This is a genomic window from Streptococcus oralis, from assembly GCF_003944215.1.
In the GTDB taxonomy this organism is placed as follows: domain Bacteria; phylum Bacillota; class Bacilli; order Lactobacillales; family Streptococcaceae; genus Streptococcus; species Streptococcus oralis_BI.
Genome location: NZ_RJVZ01000007.1, coordinates 1 through 17421, shown reverse-complemented (window position 1 = coordinate 17421; position 17421 = coordinate 1). Strand labels below are relative to the sequence as shown.

Annotated in this window: 12 protein-coding genes; all 12 read left to right on the top strand. The window is 40.1% G+C overall.

The annotated features are described in order from the left end of the window. Positions 1 to 390: 390 nt before the first annotated feature. Positions 391 to 1650 (top strand): preprotein translocase subunit SecY, encoded by a 1260-nt coding sequence (locus tag D8804_RS05235; RefSeq protein WP_000680146.1) that lies wholly within the window; start codon positions 391 to 393, stop codon positions 1648 to 1650. A gap of 6 nt (positions 1651 to 1656) precedes the next feature. Continuing rightward, on the top strand, positions 1657 to 3255 hold the full coding sequence (gene asp1, locus D8804_RS05230) for an accessory Sec system protein Asp1 (RefSeq protein WP_125399039.1): 1599 nt from the start codon (positions 1657 to 1659) through the stop codon (positions 3253 to 3255). Continuing rightward, a complete protein-coding gene (asp2, locus tag D8804_RS05225) occupies positions 3242 to 4822 on the top strand; it encodes an accessory Sec system protein Asp2 (RefSeq protein ID WP_125399038.1) in 1581 nt (526 codons plus the stop codon). The genes asp1 and asp2 overlap by 14 nt, the downstream gene beginning before the upstream one ends. Then, the gene (gene asp3, locus D8804_RS05220) at positions 4819 to 5853 is read left to right on the top strand and encodes an accessory Sec system protein Asp3 (RefSeq protein WP_125399037.1); all 1035 of its coding nucleotides are present in this window, start codon (positions 4819 to 4821) and stop codon (positions 5851 to 5853) included. Before asp2 ends, asp3 begins: the two co-directional genes overlap by 4 nt. Then, positions 5843 to 8230, top strand: a complete 2388-nt coding sequence (secA2, locus tag D8804_RS05215) for an accessory Sec system translocase SecA2 (protein WP_125399036.1) — start codon at positions 5843 to 5845, stop codon at positions 8228 to 8230. Before asp3 ends, secA2 begins: the two co-directional genes overlap by 11 nt. 68 nt (positions 8231 to 8298) lie before the next feature. Then, a complete protein-coding gene (locus D8804_RS05210; RefSeq protein ID WP_260472333.1) occupies positions 8299 to 11424 on the top strand; it encodes a hypothetical protein in 3126 nt (1041 codons plus the stop codon). Between the two features lie 51 nt (positions 11425 to 11475). Next, positions 11476 to 12651, top strand: coding sequence for a family 1 glycosylhydrolase (locus D8804_RS05205; RefSeq protein ID WP_000620805.1), 1176 nt, complete (start codon positions 11476 to 11478; stop codon positions 12649 to 12651). 255 nt (positions 12652 to 12906) lie between these two features. Next, a complete protein-coding gene (locus D8804_RS05200) occupies positions 12907 to 13593 on the top strand; it encodes a hypothetical protein (RefSeq protein WP_038805689.1) in 687 nt (228 codons plus the stop codon). A 14-nt stretch (positions 13594 to 13607) separates the two neighbouring features. Continuing rightward, positions 13608 to 15137 carry an accessory Sec system glycosyltransferase GtfA gene (gtfA, locus tag D8804_RS05195; RefSeq protein ID WP_000158470.1) on the top strand — a complete coding sequence of 510 codons (1530 nt, stop codon included), beginning with the start codon at positions 13608 to 13610 and terminating at the stop codon, positions 15135 to 15137. A 27-nt stretch (positions 15138 to 15164) separates the two neighbouring features. Continuing rightward, positions 15165 to 16493: an accessory Sec system glycosylation chaperone GtfB gene (gtfB, locus tag D8804_RS05190; RefSeq protein ID WP_000562905.1), complete on the top strand. Its 1329-nt coding sequence runs from the start codon at positions 15165 to 15167 to the stop codon at positions 16491 to 16493. A gap of 68 nt (positions 16494 to 16561) precedes the next feature. Beyond that, positions 16562 to 16738, top strand: a complete 177-nt coding sequence (locus tag D8804_RS05185; protein WP_000066117.1) for a hypothetical protein — start codon at positions 16562 to 16564, stop codon at positions 16736 to 16738. A 437-nt stretch (positions 16739 to 17175) separates the two neighbouring features. After that, a partial coding sequence (locus tag D8804_RS05180; RefSeq protein ID WP_142999710.1) for a KxYKxGKxW signal peptide domain-containing protein occupies positions 17176 to 17421 on the top strand: 246 nt, incomplete at its 3' end.

Below are 17421 nucleotides of genomic sequence, written 5' to 3'. Positions count from 1 at the left end.
AAAGCGTAAAATTCCTTACCCTTCAGAGATTTGGTATGGGAATGGTTTTTTAGATGCCAATCATGATGACAGAGTTGATATACTTATAAAAATTTTAAGGATTAAGTAAATCCGTTTATGCATTTGATAATGTTCAAATAGAAAAAATGGAAGAACAGGTGTTCTCACATGAAAATATTCAAGGATAGAAGAGAAGCTCCAAGTAGATTTACACTCATGAGGTGCTCCTGTATTTCGTAGGTGAAATATCATGGTAAGCCAGTTAATCCTATCTTGATTATCAGTGGGATGAGCCTGTTTTCTTGAGTTGTCTTGCTGTTACGATGGTGCATGAACACTGCTAGAAAATGATCGCAAGACTTGCTAAATATAAAGAATAAAGGATGACAGATGAAACATTTCGGTCTTAAGAAACAGAAACGAACAAGTATTTTTTTCCGAAGAGCAATTTTTACAATTTTGATCATTGCGATCTATTTACTTGGTCGCCATATTTTACTTCCAGGATACAATGGCAATACAGGTTTTTCGCAAATAACTGAGCAAAATCCCTTGGCCTATTTGTATTCCTTGGCAGGAGTAGATGTCTCTCAGATTTCCATGTTTTCTCTGGGATTAGGTCCATGGATTACGACGATGATTGTCTGGCAGGTCATCAACTTGAATAAAAGTTGGAATATCCAGTCCTGGTCATTGAAAAAAGCGGATTTTGTGCAAAAGATTCTCACTTTGATTTTTTCCGTGTTACAAGGGATAGCTGTTATGTACACGGCTCGTTCGGAAAATGGACGCTTTTTGCTTCTTGTAGATGATTGGATTTATAATATGGCTGTGCTAGCAACTGTTGTAGCAGGAAGCTTTGTTATTATCTGGTTGGCTGGTTTGAATGTTAGCAAGGGAGTAGGCGGGCAGACAATTATTATTATTTCAGGAATTCTGCTACAATTTGCTAACCAATTAGTGGTATTGATAGGACAATCTGTTTTTTCTAAAGAAGGATTAGCCTTTCTAGTAGGTGCGGCGATCTCATTTTTGCTCTTGGGCTATATCGCTGTGGTCTGCGAGAGAGCTGAAATTCGTTTGCCTCTAAATCGAGTCATGCTAAGTAGTCGTTACTACGGCAAATCTTACCTCCCTATCAAATTTCTTCCCTCTGGGGGAATGCCTATTATGTATGCCTCGAGTGTTATTATGTTGCTTCAGTTGGTATTAGACTGGTTTGGACATGGTTTTACAAAAAATTTTGGTAGTTTATTTGACTTTACAAAACCCCTAAGTTTAGCCTTTTACCTGCTTGCTATCTATCTTCTTGCAATTTTATTTGCCTATATCAACTTAGAACCAGAAGAAACAGCGAAACGTTTACAACGTCAAGGAGAATACCTAGATTATATCCAGCCTGGGAAAGCAACTTTAAAAGTTTTGAAACATTACATTTCCTTACAATCTAACGTAGGAGCACTCTACCTGATCGTTTTTATTGGTTTACCCTATTTCATTAATTTCTTCCTACCTCTTCCAAATTTGCTTTTGACTATACCAAGTACATTGATCATTTTAGTCAGTATGCTCTTGCCTTTGCATGAAGAAATACGTATCTTGAGAATTGGGACTTACTACCACAAAGAATTAGAATTTAAAGGAGAATAGAGGGATATGTTTTACTTTGTACCATCTTGGTATAGACAAGATCGGAAATGGTATTCTACCACCCTGCCTTTCTATTACGTGTCTAAAAATATGATGTTTGATGATGCGGTGAATTTGCTGCGAATGTTTCAGCAATCAGGAGAGGCAAATACCACTCTGATTTTGAACTATTCACCACATATTCGAACCTTTCTTTATCAGCAAAGAATATTGCCAGAAACTGTATGGAATCTATTTGATACCATACAAGGTCTGACGGATGTATCTGTACGTAAAATTCGTCTGGAAGATATTAAATGGCCTCAAGGAGTAGAATTCTTCTATACTCCTTTTATGATTGAGGTATATTTAAATCAAGAACACTATGCTAAAATTAACTTTTCACAAACAGGTAATTTCTTTGATATTACTTATTTTGAGGGTGGGCAGACAAATCATCAGCTAATTTTTGATGATCGTGGATTTGTTTCAAGTATCATCTATTTTGAAAATGATCAACCTTACTACCAAGATTATTTAAATTTACAAGGTATATGGCAGTTTAGGGAATTTTTGGGTACAGAAAATCATCAAGTACTTATCAACCCTGAGGCACAGGCTACATTTACAAAAGAAGTTTACCGAGATATCGAAGAATTGATCAATGAAAAACTAGATCAGTATTTAACTTCTTCGCTAACCAAGGATGATACGATTGTGATTTCGTCAGATGTGCAGCACAATCACTTTTTCCAAAAGATTAAGGAAAACCATCATGTTATCTTGTCTTTTTTTGGAGATCGCTATCCAATTACAAACCAGGAGCAGCTGCTAACGGATTTGACAGACACGCCGTTCTTCGTTGTTGATAGTTTAAATAAAATTGAAACGATAGCAGCTAATGTTGATCTAGAACAGTTGCCAGGATTTTATGAGATTCCGCCTTATGATACTCATCTAAACCTAGGACATAGTCAAAGAAAAAAAGAGTTAATTGTTTACGTCAATTACGACAATCTACCAGCAGATCAAATTCAATATGTGTTTACGACTTTGTTTGAAATGATGTTGAAAAATGAATGGATTGACTTGCTGGTTGGAACACAAAGTCAGGATTTTGGCCGAGAGGCCTATATAAAACAGGTACTAGAAAACTATCGAACTCTTAAGCCAGAATATGAACAAGAATTGATTTTTGTTGATAAAGAGAAGAGAGCGAGAGGTGAGAACCGAGTTCTTGATGATGAAGAGGAGATTGTTCGCGAACGGATTGATATTGAAACCATTCATAGCGACAGCGATTTGATTAAAGTTCTGAAGTACGTTCGTATTATACTAGATTTGGGAACTCCAGCTGATGTGTTGACTCAAATCGCTGGCATTAGTGGAGGGATCCCTCAGGTTAACTTGTATAGTTCTTCTTATGTGAAGCATGGAGAAAATGGTTGGATTCTAGATGATATTTCGGATTTTGAAGAGGCACTCTTATACTACCTCACAAACTTAGAACATTGGAATCAATCTCTAGTTCACTCAGTCAAGAAGATTGAACAGTATACAAGGGGTGAGATTGTCGATATGTGGAAAAATACCATAAAGGAATTAAAAGGAAATGAAAAAAATTAGTGTTTTGCAAATTGCTGATGAAAATTGGCAGGAGCAATATGAAATTCCTAGTAATATAAAATGGACATTTGTCAAACCAGAAGACATCGTCTCTTTATTGCCAGAAGACATCGGGATCTTAAATAGAGAAGTTGAGGCGGAAAACGGGAAAAAAAAGAAGAAAAAAGTAGACAAACCGTTTGATGTCGTGTTGGTAGATACTGCTGAATATTTAGAGTATGTCACTATCTTGGATCAGAAAATTCAGGTTTACCGTATGTTCTATCATGAGCGTTGTCAAATCACTACAAAAACGCTGGAACGATTTCTTTTGCGCAAAAAAGCTGTGAAAACAAATTTTGAAAATCCAGAGCAGATGCTACATATATTTTCACGTGGTTTTTTCTCCAAGCAAAATGGAACGAAACTAAGTGTTAATCATCTAGTCGCTGCACCATCTTTTGAGGGTCAAATCAGTTATGAAGGGACAAACTACCTTCGTTTGTGTGGCCGATACGGTGAAGATTATCAGACTATTGCGACCTATCAACATAATGTTTTTCTGAGTGGGGAGATGCCCTTAGATCTGTGGCCTGAGTTCAGGGTTTCAGAAGGTTGTTCGATCCGCTACGTTGTCAAAGGTTTTCCAGCTGGAAATTCTCCCATGCAAGAATGGATTTATGATGAAACGAGCTTTGATCGGCCTCTGACGTTAGATGTAAATGATTCGTATTATTTGAGTATCAGTATTCAAGCAAAGGGACAAGGGATTGTAAAACTTGGTCCCTGCCACTATCGAGACTCCCATCTAGGCTATGGAGACTTGTTAGTCGGAGGAAAACGAATTAGCGATAAAAATAGAGAAGAACTGATTTATTTCTTCCATCCAGGAGATTTGAAACCACCGTTGAACATCTATTTTTCAGGGTACCGTCCCGCAGAGGGATTCGAGGGATACTGGATGATGAATAATTTGGGATCGCCATTCTTACTAGTAGGGGATCCGCGTTCAGAAGGGGGCGCATTCTATCTTGGATCGGAGGAGCTGGAACAAAAACTTCTCCAAGTGGTTCATAACTGCTTAGATGAACTCGGCTTTACGAAGGAACAACTGACCTTGTCAGGTTTGTCAATGGGGACTTTTGGCGCCCTTTACTATAGTTCTAAGTTGGAACCTCATGCCGTCATTGTCGGAAAACCTCTTGTAAACTTAGGAGATATGGCAGAAAATGAGTCAACTATTCGTCCGGGAGGATTTCCAACGTCACTGGATTTGGTGTACCGCACAATAGGGGAGTTATCAAGTGAAGCTACAGCTCAGCTTAACGAACGTTTCTGGACGGCTTTTGAGTCAGCTGATTTCTCAAGAACAAAATTCATTATCTCCTTTATGTATCAAGATGACTATGATATGTCGGCCTATCCCGATATGCTGGATGAGTTAGGACAGCGAGATTACCGCGTCAGCGTTATCAGTAAGGGATTGACTGGACGACACAACGACGATACACAAGGTATTGTCGAATGGTTCTTTAATCAATATAAAACGCTATTAATGAATAGTTTTGAAAGGGAGTTTAAATCGTGAGATACAAGGAAGAAGTCTATTTTGCTTATTGGGATATCCAAAGCATATCTCAGTATCTATACGGTTCATCTGTCAAACTGTTAGATGGTGGTCATGTTTTGTATGAAAACCAGTTCATGCCTTCGGGGACAGTTATTCATGAATGGCATTCACGGGCAAACTATCAGGCCTTACGCAATACGAGTCAGCTTCCTGAATTGAAACGTGGGCAAAACTATATTTTTGGCAGTCATATAGAAACCATCCCAGAAAATTCAACATACTTAAAAGTTGAATTTATGGATGCTCGAGACGAAGAAATTTCGAATCAGATCATTAAACAGGGAGAGAGAGTCAGCGTATGCGTTCCAGATAATACACAATATTATAAGGTGCAGTTAGTCAGCTCGGGTTGTCATCGCTTCCTTTTTGAAGGGATTTATGTTGCTGAGGAGCAGTTGGCGGATTATACAGTGGATCGCTACTGGATTTCTGATTTGCTTCATCAGGATTCCGAGAAAGAAACGATGTATGTTTGCTTTACTGAACCTGAACTCAATCGAACAGGTTTTATTCCAGAACGTGTTCGTGAACATTTCTCAAATGTATTGATTGTTAATTCGTCTTATAGAGAAGCGCTCCTATACATGGAGGAACGTTTTTACGAAACCTTGCTTGAAACGATTGAAGAATTAGCGCAAGAGCATCTTTTTGAAAAAGTGGCTTTTGTTGGTTATGGAGCGATTTCTAATATTGCGGCCTTGCATTACTCCAAACAATTTGGAAATTCATACGCTCTTGTGACGGATGAGTTTTTAAGCGAACTAGACTATCAACGCTTGCTGGAACGTTACCGTAGTCGAGTAAATCCGCCTATTTTTAAAGAATTATTGCTACAGCAATTTAATCCGACAAAAGTTAAGGAATATGCGGACTTGAAGACTAGACCACGTGAACTAGCAAACATTGAATATTTATTAGATAAGTCATTTTTACTTCAAGCAATTGACTTGGAAAAGATTGAAGAGTGGATGAGAGAGAATGAAAACTAAACGATTCAATTTGACCAACTCCTATAAACTAATGCGTTACAAAAAGATTTTGGAGAAGGTTAATAAACTATCTGATAGTTATGCAGCTATGTCAAATGAGAAACTGCAAGCTCAGACAAAATGGTTTAAAGAACGCCTTTCTGGAGGAGAAAGCTTGCAGTCCATTTTGCCAGAAGCGTATGCAACCATTCGTGAGGCAGCCAAGCGTGTATTAGGATTATATCCTTATGATGTTCAGGTTTTAGGGGCCTTGGTTATGCAAGACAATCAGATTGCAGAAATGAGAACAGGGGAAGGAAAAACCTTGACAGCTATCCTTCCTTTATACCTAAATGCCTTGACGGAAAAAAGTACGATCTTAGTCACGGCCAATGAATATTTGGCAGCGCGTGATGCTAAACAAATGGCACCCGTTTTTCGATTTTTAGGAATGACAGTTGGGGTTGGTGTCTCGGAAGATCCGGCAAAAAAACTTAAAATTCCTCAAAAACAACAAATCTATAAGAGTGATATTGTCTATACAACACATAGTGCGTTAGGGTTTGATTACCTAGAAGAAAACTTGGCGACATCTGAATCAAAGAAGTTTTTGCCAAAATTTTATTTTTGTTTGGTCGATGAAGTAGATGCAGCCTTGCTAGATAGTGCGCAGATGCCCCTGATTATTTCAGGTTCTCCTCGGGTTCAATCCAACCTCTTTCTTTCGTGTGATGAGTTTGTGAAAACTCTAAAAGAAGGGGAAGACTTTAATTTAGACTCCACTCGGACATCGGTATGGTTGACGAGAAAAGGAGTAAAGGAAGCAGAGGTTTATTTCCGCGTTCAGAATGCCTATGATCCAGATAATTACCAGCTCATTCGCCAAATTAACCTAGCTTTGAGAGCTAACCACTTATTTGAAAAAGATCGTCAGTACACAGTGGATAATGGCGAAGTTAAACTAATGGATGAGGCGACAGGACGTCTCTTGGAAGGAAATAAACTCCAATCAGGACTACACCAAGCACTAGAAGCCAGAGAACGTGTGAAAATCACATTGGAAACACGTTCGATGGCCTCTATTACCTATCAAAATTTATTTAGAATGTTTCCAAAATTAGCAGGAATGACGGGTACTGGTAAGGTTTGTGAGGATGAGTTCAGAGACGTTTACGACTTGGGAGTCGTAGTTGTTCCTACACGAAAACCCAATTTACGAATTGATTATCCAGATGAAATCTATCTCACGATTCCTCAAAAATTATATGCTTCATTGGAGTATATCAAAAAATTACATAAAAAAGGTCAGCCAGTTTTAATTGCGACAGGATCAGTTGGAATGTCTGAGATTTATTCTATGCTCTTACTCCAAGAGGGAATCGCCCATAATGTGTTGAACGCCCATAATGCAGCGAAAGAGGCTGAGATGATCGCCCTGGCTGGTAGACGTTCTGCAGTGACGGTAGCAACATCAATGGCAGGTCGTGGAACAGATATTATCTTGGAAGAAGGGGTTGCTGAGTTGGGTGGACTTGCTGTTGTTGGAACAGAGAGAATGTCCAGTGAGCGAGTGGATTTGCAGCTTCGCGGTCGTGCCGGACGACAAGGCGCTCCAGGGTTGAGCAAATTCTTTATTTCTCTTGAGGATGATCTTATTTCCAAGTCTGGTAGCAAATGGATTAGTGAGTACTATCACAAAGAAATTGCAAAACCAGAGGAAAAACAAAAGATTCATTTGACCTCTCGTCGTATTAGACATGCGGTTGAAGAGGCTCAGAAGAATAGTGATAACGCGTCAGCGGCTTCCAGACGTTCAACGGAACGATATGATGAAAGTATCCGTATTCAGCGACAGATTATCTACAATAAGCGTAATAAGCTCATCTCTCATCCAGACTTTGATTTGACTTATTTCTTGTCTATCCTATCGGATGCAGTGGATATTTATACAAGTAAAACACCGTTTAAAGAGCGGGCGGATTTATTTCGCTTTGTTTTGGATAACATTAGTTATTACTGCGAGGATATTCCAGATGATCTAGATGTCACGGATTTACGGCAAGTTAAAAAGTTTTTATCTGACCTCCTTGTTTCAGAATACCAGCAGAAAAAAGATAAAATCAAGGATTCAGAGTTGTTCAATCAATTTCAACGAACTGTCGTTTTGAGAGCGATAGATGACTGTTGGGTTGAGCAAGTTGACTATTTACAGCAATTTCAAGGTTTGGTGTCTAGTCAAGGGTATGCCCAAAAAAATCCTGTCTTTGAGTTTCATAAAGAAGCTTTTAAATCATACAAAAGAATGAATGCAGATATAAATCTAAACATTATAAAAAACATGGCATTGAGTTACATTAATATTAAGCCTTCTGGGAAGTTAGAAGTTTTCTTTGGCTAATACTTTGACAGATTCTGTTGTAGACTTTATAATGATGATATAACTGTATTTTTGGAGAAAATCATATTATGAGCAAAAATAATAACGAAGAGCTAAAGGGATTTAAACGTTTGATATCAAAGTTTAAGCAAAAGGGTAGGGAAGATAGTGATTACCGTAGCCTGGATGCAACTAAATCAAAGCCCGTCAGTCGAAAACTCAAAGAGCAAAAGGAAATTATTCTGAGTGCTAGTGAAGATCTTGAGTTACCAACAGAATCAGTTTCTGTCATGGAAGCCTTAGAAGACTTTCAGGAAAGGAACAGTTTGGGAGTGGCTGACTTGATAAGGAATGTTAGTCAGAGCTTGTCAACTAGCGCTTTAGCTTCCCTCAGCCTTTCTGTCGCAGATTCGTACAGTGAGTCGTTTAGCCAGAGTATATCAGCAAAAGGATTCTCGCTTCGAGAGTCCATGTCTGAGAACTACTCATTAGTGGTCTCTTCTTCAGAATCTGAATTTGAGTCCCTTTCCTTGGTTGATAGCCTCTCTGTTTCTGAGCATTTGACAGGGGAGTCCCTTTGTCAGGATACGGATGCATTCTCTTTGAGTGAAAGTATTGCATACTCCGAGTCCCTTTCTTATGATCAAAATCCTAGTGTCTCCGAGTCCCTTTCCTTGAGTGAATCGGAACAAGCGAGTCAGAGTGTCTCCGAGTCTGAGTTCTATAGCCTGAGTCAGAGTGAGTGGGAATCTATATCCGAATCCCAAAGTCACTCAGAATCAGAGTGGTCGAGTTCTTCCGAATCAGAACAAGCAAGTCAGAGTATTTCCGAGTCAGAGTTCTATAGCTTAAGTCAGAGTGAGTGGGAATCCATATCCGACTCCCAAAGCTCTTCAGAAGCGGAGTGGTGGAGTTATTCCGAATCAGAACAAGCGAGCCAGAGTGCCTCTGAGTCTGAGTTCTATAGCCTGAGCCAGAGCGAGTGGGAATCCATATCCGAATCCCAAAGCTCTTCAGAATCAGAGTGGTGGAGTTATTCCGAATCAGAGCAAGCAAGTCAGAGTGTTTCCGAGTCTGAGTTCTATAGCCTAAGCCAGAGTGAATGGGAATCCATATCCGAATCCCAAAGCTCTTCAGAATCAGAGTGGTGGAGTTATTCCGAATCAGAGCAAGCAAGTCAGAGTGTTTCCGAGTCAGAGTTCTATAGTCTAAGCCAGAGCGAGTGGGAATCCATATCCGACTCCCAAAGCTCTTCAGAAGCGGAGTGGTGGAGTTATTCTGAATCAGAACAAGCGAGTCAGAGTGTTTCCGAGTCAGAGTTCTATAGCCTAAGCCAGAGTGAATGGGAATCCATATCCGACTCCCAAAGCTCTTCAGAATCAGAGTGGTGGAGCTATTCCGAGTCCGAGTTTTATAGCTTGAGTCAGAGTGAATGGGAATCCATATCCGAATCCCAAAGTCACTCAGAATCAGAGTGGTGGAGCTACTCCGAATCGGAGCAAGCCAGTCAGAGTGTCTCCGAGTCTGAGTTCTATAGCCTAAGCCAGAGTGAGTGGGAATCCATATCCGACTCCCAAAGCTCTTCAGAAGCGGAGTGGTGGAGTTATTCCGAATCAGAACAAGCGAGCCAGAGTGCCTCTGAGTCTGAGTTCTATAGCCTGAGCCAGAGCGAGTGGGAATCCATATCCGAATCCCAAAGCTCTTCAGAATCAGAGTGGTGGAGTTATTCCGAATCAGAGCAAGCAAGTCAGAGTGTTTCCGAGTCTGAGTTCTATAGCCTGAGCCAGAGTGAATGGGAATCCATATCTGAATCCCAAAGTCACTCAGAATCAGAGTGGTGGAGCTCTTCCGAATCAGAGCAAGCGAGCCAGAGTGTTTCCGAGTCCGAGTTCGATAGCCTAAGCCAGAGTGAGTGGGAATCGATTTCTGAATCTCAAAGCCACTCAGAATCAGAGTGGTGGAGTTCTTCCGAATCGGAACAAGCGAGTCAGAGTGTTTCCGAGTCTGAGTTCTATAGCCTAAGCCAGAGCGAGTGGGAATCCATATCCGAATCCCAAAGCCACTCAGAATCAGAGTGGTGGAGCTATTCCGAGTCCGAGTTCTATAGCCTGAGCCAGAGTGAGTGGGAATCCGTTTCGGAATCTCAAAGCCACTCAGAATCAGAGTGGTGGATCTATTCCGAATCAGAACAAGCAAGTCAGAGTGTCTCTGAGTCCGAGTTCTATAGCCTGAGTCAGAGCGAGTGGGAATCCATATCCGAATCCCAAAGCTCTTCAGAATCAGAGTGGTGGAGCTATTCCGAATCGGAACAAGCGAGTCAGAGTATCTCTGAGTCCGAGTTCTATAGCTTGAGTCAGAGTGAATGGGAATCCATATCCGAATCCCAAAGCTCTTCAGAATCAGAGTGGTGGAGTTTTTCCGAATCGGAGCAAGCAAGTCAGAGTGTCTCCGAGTCTGAGTTTTATAGCTTGAGTCAGAGTGAATGGGAATCGATTTCCGAATCTCAAAGTCACTCAGAATCAGAGTGGTGGAGCTATTCCGAATCAGAACAAGCAAGTCAGAGTGTTTCCGAGTCTGAGTTCTATAGCCTAAGCCAGAGCGAATGGGAATCGATTTCCGAATCTCATTCCTTGAGTGAGATGATTTCTCATCTACTTTCTGAGTCCGAATCCTTAAGTCAAAGTCAACAAATATCTGAATCTTTAAGTCAAAGTCAGAGTGTAGCTGATTCGGTGAGTTTCAGGAAAGCATCCCTATCTCAATCCTATAGTATGTTAGAATCAGAATTTGGTTCCTATAGACAGAGTGTGGCGGAGACAGAAGTATTCGCGCATGACTTGCATGTTTCGGAACGTCTGTATAAGAGCCTCTCTGAACTGGATATGAGCCCTCTAACTCACCAGCAAAAAGTGCAAGAAGTGATGACACCTGAAATTTCTGAAGAAGAATTGTCTCAAGCACATATTGCTGAGGAGCAACAGGAGCTTGAAAATAGAGAAGAATCAATAAAGAATGTAGATTTGCAAGACTCTCTGAAACACCTGTCTCACTATTCAGAATCAAATGGAACAAATTTAAGGATGACGGAACGCCAACTCTATCACCTACTCAGACCAGGTTCGCAGCCCCTAGCACGTGACTTAAGAAATGTTGCAAGTGAATTGTCTGGTTTGGCTGCTATTACTCAAAAAAGGGAAGATGAGAAATCCTTCTAAACAGAACTTGCAATCATTAAATAGAAATAATAAAAATCAAAAGGAGCCACTATGATTAGAAATATGATGTCAAATAGTAACAAAGGTTTGGGTACTACAGATGTATTACCAGTTGACCAGTCTCGGATAGAAGTTCTGAATGGAACAGTTGACTACAAAAATGTACCTTTAGGATCTTATGATATCCTAGGGAGATTTGCTTCAGTAGGTCAGAGAGATTATACGGAAGAGCTGAATTTAATTCAATCAATGGGTTTCAATGCCTATAGAATCTCGATCTCTTGGGCACGCATCTTTCCAAATGGTGAAGAGTTGCAGCCGAGTGAAGAGGGATTGAAATATTATGAAGCAATCATCGATGACGTATTAGAAAAAGATATCGAACCGATTGTGACCTTGAGTCACTTTGACCTTCCGCTGAATTTATACGAAAAATATGGAGCTTGGAAAAGCCGCAAGATGATCGAACTCTTTGAGCGTTACGCAGAAGCTGTCTTTCAGTACTTTAAGGACAAAGTGAAGTATTGGATTACCTTCAATGAGTTCAACGTTTTGCACCATTTGCCGTTTCTTGGTGGAGGATTGTCTTTTGGAGCAGATGACAATCAAGAACAGGTGATTTGGCAAGCAGCTCATTATCAATTAGTTGCTTCTGCACGTGCAATCAAGCTCGGAAAAACAATCAACCCAGAGTTTCAGTTTGGTGGGATGATGGTTGTTAGTAAAAACTACAGTCAGCAAACTGAAAATGCTATTGATGTAATGGAAGCAGAAGTCAAAGATAGGGAAAATTATTTGTTTACAGACGTGCAAGTGCGTGGATACTACCCAAATCACTTTTTGCGTCGTTTAGAACGTGATCAAATCGCCTTGGATATTGAAAACGACGACCTCTTTGTCCTAAGAGATGGGAAAATTGACTTTGTCAGCTTCAGTTATTATGCATCAAGCAATTCCCAAGAAGTTTTTATCAACAAATATGCAAGTAATGGCCAAAATCAAAATCGCATAGATTCTGTGGGACTTCGTCTCGTGATGAACAATCTTTACGATCGTTACCAAAAACCACTCTTCGTCGTGGAAGATGATGTGGTCTTGGATGATTCAAATAGCGTAGCAACTGAAGAATTGAAAACAAACATCCAAGAGATCGTGAAAACAGTTGAGTATGATGGTGTGGAATTGCTTGGCTATACACCGCTTACTTGGACGGAACTAAATTTTTAAAATAGGAAGTAATAACTGAATTTCTTCTACCCTAGAAGTAGTGTTCGTATTTTTACTTTTGAAAATGTCTGATCTATCAATCAGACATTTTTTTAGAAATAGATGGACTTTAAGCTAAGTTCGGGTTTTGCTTGATAGCAGCTTAGGATATTTTCCTTGTTTGGAGCTTAGAAAAGAATAGCAATTTGCGCTATTTTATGCTACAATGGGGAGTAGTGGTGTAAATCAGAATAAGTAAGGAATAGAGGGAGCAAAATGAGACTGAAGAAAACATTGTTCGGTAACTACCGTGCTAAGGAAGTCGAAGATTGTATCGAAGCATTAGAGGAAGGATTCGATCGTGAAATTCAAAAGAAGAATGAAAAAATCGAATCTCTACGTAAAAAAATCGACTCTATGAAGAATCAAGAAAAAGAGATCGGTGAAGCAGTCATTTATGCCAAATCTCTTGTCATTGAAGCTCATGATAGGGCCGAAAAAGAAGCTAAAGAAGTGTTAGAAAAGGCACAAAAAGACTACTTGGATACGAGAGAATCTATTCTCGAAGAAATCGATACTCTGACCAAAAAACGGGCAGAGGCTGAGAGATTGTATAATTTACAAAAAGAAAAAATTAAAAATATTATCAGTCGAATTGATGATTTTCTAGAACTGGACGATATCGATGGTAAACCAAAAGATATCAAAAAAATTCAAGAATTGCGTAAAGAACTTGATAGACCAGAAGAAGTTGCTAAGGAGAAAGAAGAGGAGGTGCCTGAGAGAGAGAAAGTCCATCTCGAACAACCCCTTGCAAAAACAGGAACAGATAGTACCATCTCTGTCAGCTACATCACTTCACGTCGCGCAAAACCTAAAAAGAAAGACGAAGATAAGTTAGATGATGATAAGGGCAAGAGAATCAAACGTCTTTCAAGAATTAAACGAGATAACTTTTTGTAAGAGGATAATCAAATATGACAATTTATAACATCAATTTGGGGATTGGCTGGGCGAGTAGCGGTGTAGAATATGCGCAGATCTACCGTGCAAAATTGCTTCGTAGTGTGGGCTTAGAAGCGAAGTTCATCTTTATGGATTTTATATCTGCTGATAACATTGAACATTTGACAAAGAATATTGGCTTTGAAGATTCTGAGGTTATCTGGCTTTATCAGCATTTTACAGATGTCAAAATTGCACCGACGACCTATACGTTAGCGCAGGTCTTAGCGAGTTTCGATAAAGAGCCTCTCGAAATTATCCGCGACACCGATATGAAGACGATTCGACTAGTATTTGGTGATGGTGATTTTGTAACTTGTTATGCCTGTGATATGGATAAAGAGTTGATTGAACGCGCCGAAATTGTTTCGCGTGGTTGTTTGATTCAAAAAGAGTACTACACTTATACAAAGAATTTTGTTGAGTATTTTAGTCCGATGAATGGTCATGCGCAATTATATCAACGTACCTGGCTCAATGAAGATGGTAGTGTGGCCTATGAAGAAATCATCAATGAAGTCGATGGTAGACAGGAAACGCAAGTCTATCGTTTCCCAAATCATGTTTTCTATTCTAAGCAAGAGTTTGTCGCGCATTTTATGAGAAGTCTAGCTTTGACGGACAAAGATTTGTTGATCTTAGACCGAGAGACAGATATTGGTCAAGCTATCTTTGCTAATAAGGGCGATGCAAAGCTAGTCGTAATCGTTCATGCAGACCACTTTAGTGAAAATCCTGCTGAGAAAGACTATATTTTGTGGAATAACTATTATGAGTATCAGTTTGAACATGCCGAAGAAGTGGACTATATCATCAACTCGACCGATGCGCAAACGAACCTACTCAAAGAACAATTCGCTCAATATACAACCATCAAACCAAAGGAAATCTTGACTATTCCAGTGGGAAGTCTGGATCAATTGCGTCATCCAGAAGGCGAGCGCAAGCCGTTTGGATTGATTACAGCTTCGCGCCTAGCCAGTGAAAAGCATATCGATTGGTTGATTCACTCCGTAGCGAAGGCGCATGAGCAATTACCTGAAATCACTTTTGATATCTATGGTACGGGTGGCGAAAGAGCCATGTTGGAGCAGTTAATTCATGAGTTAAATGCAGAAGACTATATCCGTCTGATGGGGCATCACCACATGGCAGATGTGTATCGAAATTACTCTGCTTACCTGTCTGCCTCCACAAGTGAAGGGTTTGGTTTGACCTTGTTAGAGGCGGTTGGCTCTGGTCTGCCAATTATTGGTTTTGATGTACGTTATGGAAATCCAACCTTTATCCGTGATGGGGAAAATGGCTACTTGATTCCTGAGGCGCGTCCAGATGATCTGGATGCAATGACAACGGAATACGCAGAAAAGATTGTCCAGCTATTTACTCAACATTCCCAAGAAGATCTATCCCGTGTATCCTACGAGGTGGCAGAACCATATCTTGATGAACATATTGCCCAGCGTTGGTATGATCTTGTTCAATCTGCACAGCATCAGTAGGGATTCGAAAAGAAAGGCATAAACACTATGATTTGTTTATTTGAACGCTATGATCAAGCGAGTTTTGATTTACTACGTTCACTTAAGGCAGCTGGACTAGACTGCCCTGTTGTCGTGATCCGAGACGATGGTTACCTCGCACCTGATGTCGAGTCGCCTTACAGTTACTTTACTGGAGATGTGGCTTCAGAGGACGATCTACCTCTTTATTTTAACCTTGTTCCGAAACCTCATTTGTGGGAAATTCGCTCGAGCAATGTTAATGGTGAAATCTTGGATATGGGTAAGAAACGTGCCAATATCTTTTACCGTCAACCGACACACGAACGTCGCGTGCGTGCAGTCGAGTGGTTGGATGATCAAGGTCGTGTACGCGCTGCTGACATTTACAATCGCAAGGGACGTCTCTTTGCACAGATTACCTATGATGATGCTCAGCGTCCAACTCATACACGTTACTTTAATCAAGATAACGTGACGGTGATTATGGAAAATCATCTAACAGAGGATATTGTCCTAACTCTTGATGGAAAACGCCATATTTTCAATTCTAAGCAAGAATTTGTAATCTTTTACTTGCGATATCGTGGATATGATACAGATCGCATTATCTACAATTCTCTAGCAACACCATTTTTAGTAGCCGTTGGTCTGACTCCGAAAGAAGGACGAGCAGAGGATATTCTTTTCTGGCAGGAGCCAATTGGAGAGGAGTTGCCGGGTAACATGAAAGCGGCGATGCAGTTGCCTCATCGAAACATCCGTATCGCAGTACAGGATAAACAAGTTTATGATAAAATCCTCAAGCTTGCGACACCAAAAGAGAAGAGTTACTTCCGCAATGTCGGTTATCTCTATCAATACCATCGCCTCAATAATATGAATCCAGAAGCTTTGATTCTGACGAATAGTGACCAAATCGAGCAAATTGAACCACTTTTGACTCAATTACCAAATGTTCATTTCCATATTGGAGCGATCACTGAGATGTCAAGTCGTTTAATGGAATTAAATCGCTATCCGAATATTTCCCTCTACCCTAATATTCGTCCAGCTAAGGTGAATGAGCTCTTTGCTCGCTGCGACTTGTATCTGGATATCAATATCAGTGATGAAATTCTCAATGGTAGTCGAACAGCTTTTGAGAATAATATGCTGATTCTCAGTTTTGAGACGACTTGTCACAATCATCGTTTCGTTGCAGAAAGTCATATTTATCCGGTGGAAAATGTATCAGCCATGGTAGGTAAGATTCAGGGAGTTCTCTCTCTTCCGTCTGAAATGGAGGCTGCTCTTGCTAAGCAAAAACAGGCGGCGAATCAGGCTGATCTGGAAGCCTACAAGGCAATTTTATAAGCTAATAAGACAAGGGCTTGCTTTCGATGAAAGCAAGTTCCTTTCTATCAACAGAAAAGGAGGAGCACATGTCTAACAAGGACAATAGCATTTTACAAGAACATATACGAGAACAGCTAGATAATCGAAAGAAACCCCTAAAAAGGGAGAAGCAAGATTTTAGCATGATTGCCGTGCTGGGCGGAGTTCTCTTTCTCGTAACTCTTTTGGTCACACTACTCATGCAGTTGGGACGCTTTTTTTAGGAACTTTTCTGGATGGAGATGGTCTCTAGAAAAGATGAACCTTGATGATTTGCTCGTCAAGGTTTTTTTGTTTCTGTCTAAGTGAACTAGTGTGAAAGGGTGGGGGAAGGAAGAGATTTCGAAAGATAATAAAACGTTTTCAATTATTTGATCCTTGAAAGCGAATTTTAGGTAAAAATTAGGTGTTTTTATTTGTCATTTCGAGTATAATTGCTTGAAAAGGAGGAGCTGTTTTGATAGAATGATAAATGGTATATACTAAATAAAAACGACTGGTATATTCCAGATGGAATCTGCTTTTTCTGAGTCAAAGGGATAAAAACTGAGACTGACTGCGGTTTGATTGTCTCTGGTTTTGAGAGGGTAGCGCAACTACGCTTTGTTAATGATCATGAGGTTAACAAAGGGTCGCATTTTGATGAAAAGAAAGGAAACAAATGTTTCGAAGTAAAAAGTTTAACAAAGATTTCGAGATCGTAGATGAGAAAAAGCGTTATAAGCTTTACAAGTCGGGTAAAAACTGGGTAAAAGCCTCAAACTCTCAATTGGATCTCTTCCGTATCGGTGGTATGGGCGAAGTTGTCTCTAGTACCCTGTCAGACACTGAAGAACTTGATCACGCACACCTTAGTTTTAACACGCTAGCGGGTATAGGGGGAATCCTGGCCGCGGGAGCTGCAGGA

Excerpts from the sequence above, each read along its gene's own strand:
- D8804_RS05235 (WP_000680146.1), top strand. The coding sequence starts at position 391 with ATGAAACATTTCGGTCTTAAGAAACAGAAACGAACAAGTATTTTTTTC.
- asp1 (WP_125399039.1), top strand. The coding sequence starts at position 1,657 with ATGTTTTACTTTGTACCATCTTGGTATAGACAAGATCGGAAATGGTAT.
- asp2 (WP_125399038.1), top strand. The coding sequence starts at position 3,242 with ATGAAAAAAATTAGTGTTTTGCAAATTGCTGATGAAAATTGGCAGGAG.
- secA2 (WP_125399036.1), top strand. The coding sequence starts at position 5,843 with ATGAAAACTAAACGATTCAATTTGACCAACTCCTATAAACTAATGCGT.
- D8804_RS05210 (WP_260472333.1), top strand. The coding sequence starts at position 8,299 with ATGAGCAAAAATAATAACGAAGAGCTAAAGGGATTTAAACGTTTGATA.
- D8804_RS05205 (WP_000620805.1), top strand. The coding sequence starts at position 11,476 with ATGATTAGAAATATGATGTCAAATAGTAACAAAGGTTTGGGTACTACA.
- D8804_RS05200 (WP_038805689.1), top strand. The coding sequence starts at position 12,907 with ATGAGACTGAAGAAAACATTGTTCGGTAACTACCGTGCTAAGGAAGTC.
- gtfA (WP_000158470.1), top strand. The coding sequence starts at position 13,608 with ATGACAATTTATAACATCAATTTGGGGATTGGCTGGGCGAGTAGCGGT.
- gtfB (WP_000562905.1), top strand. The coding sequence starts at position 15,165 with ATGATTTGTTTATTTGAACGCTATGATCAAGCGAGTTTTGATTTACTA.
- D8804_RS05185 (WP_000066117.1), top strand. The coding sequence starts at position 16,562 with ATGTCTAACAAGGACAATAGCATTTTACAAGAACATATACGAGAACAG.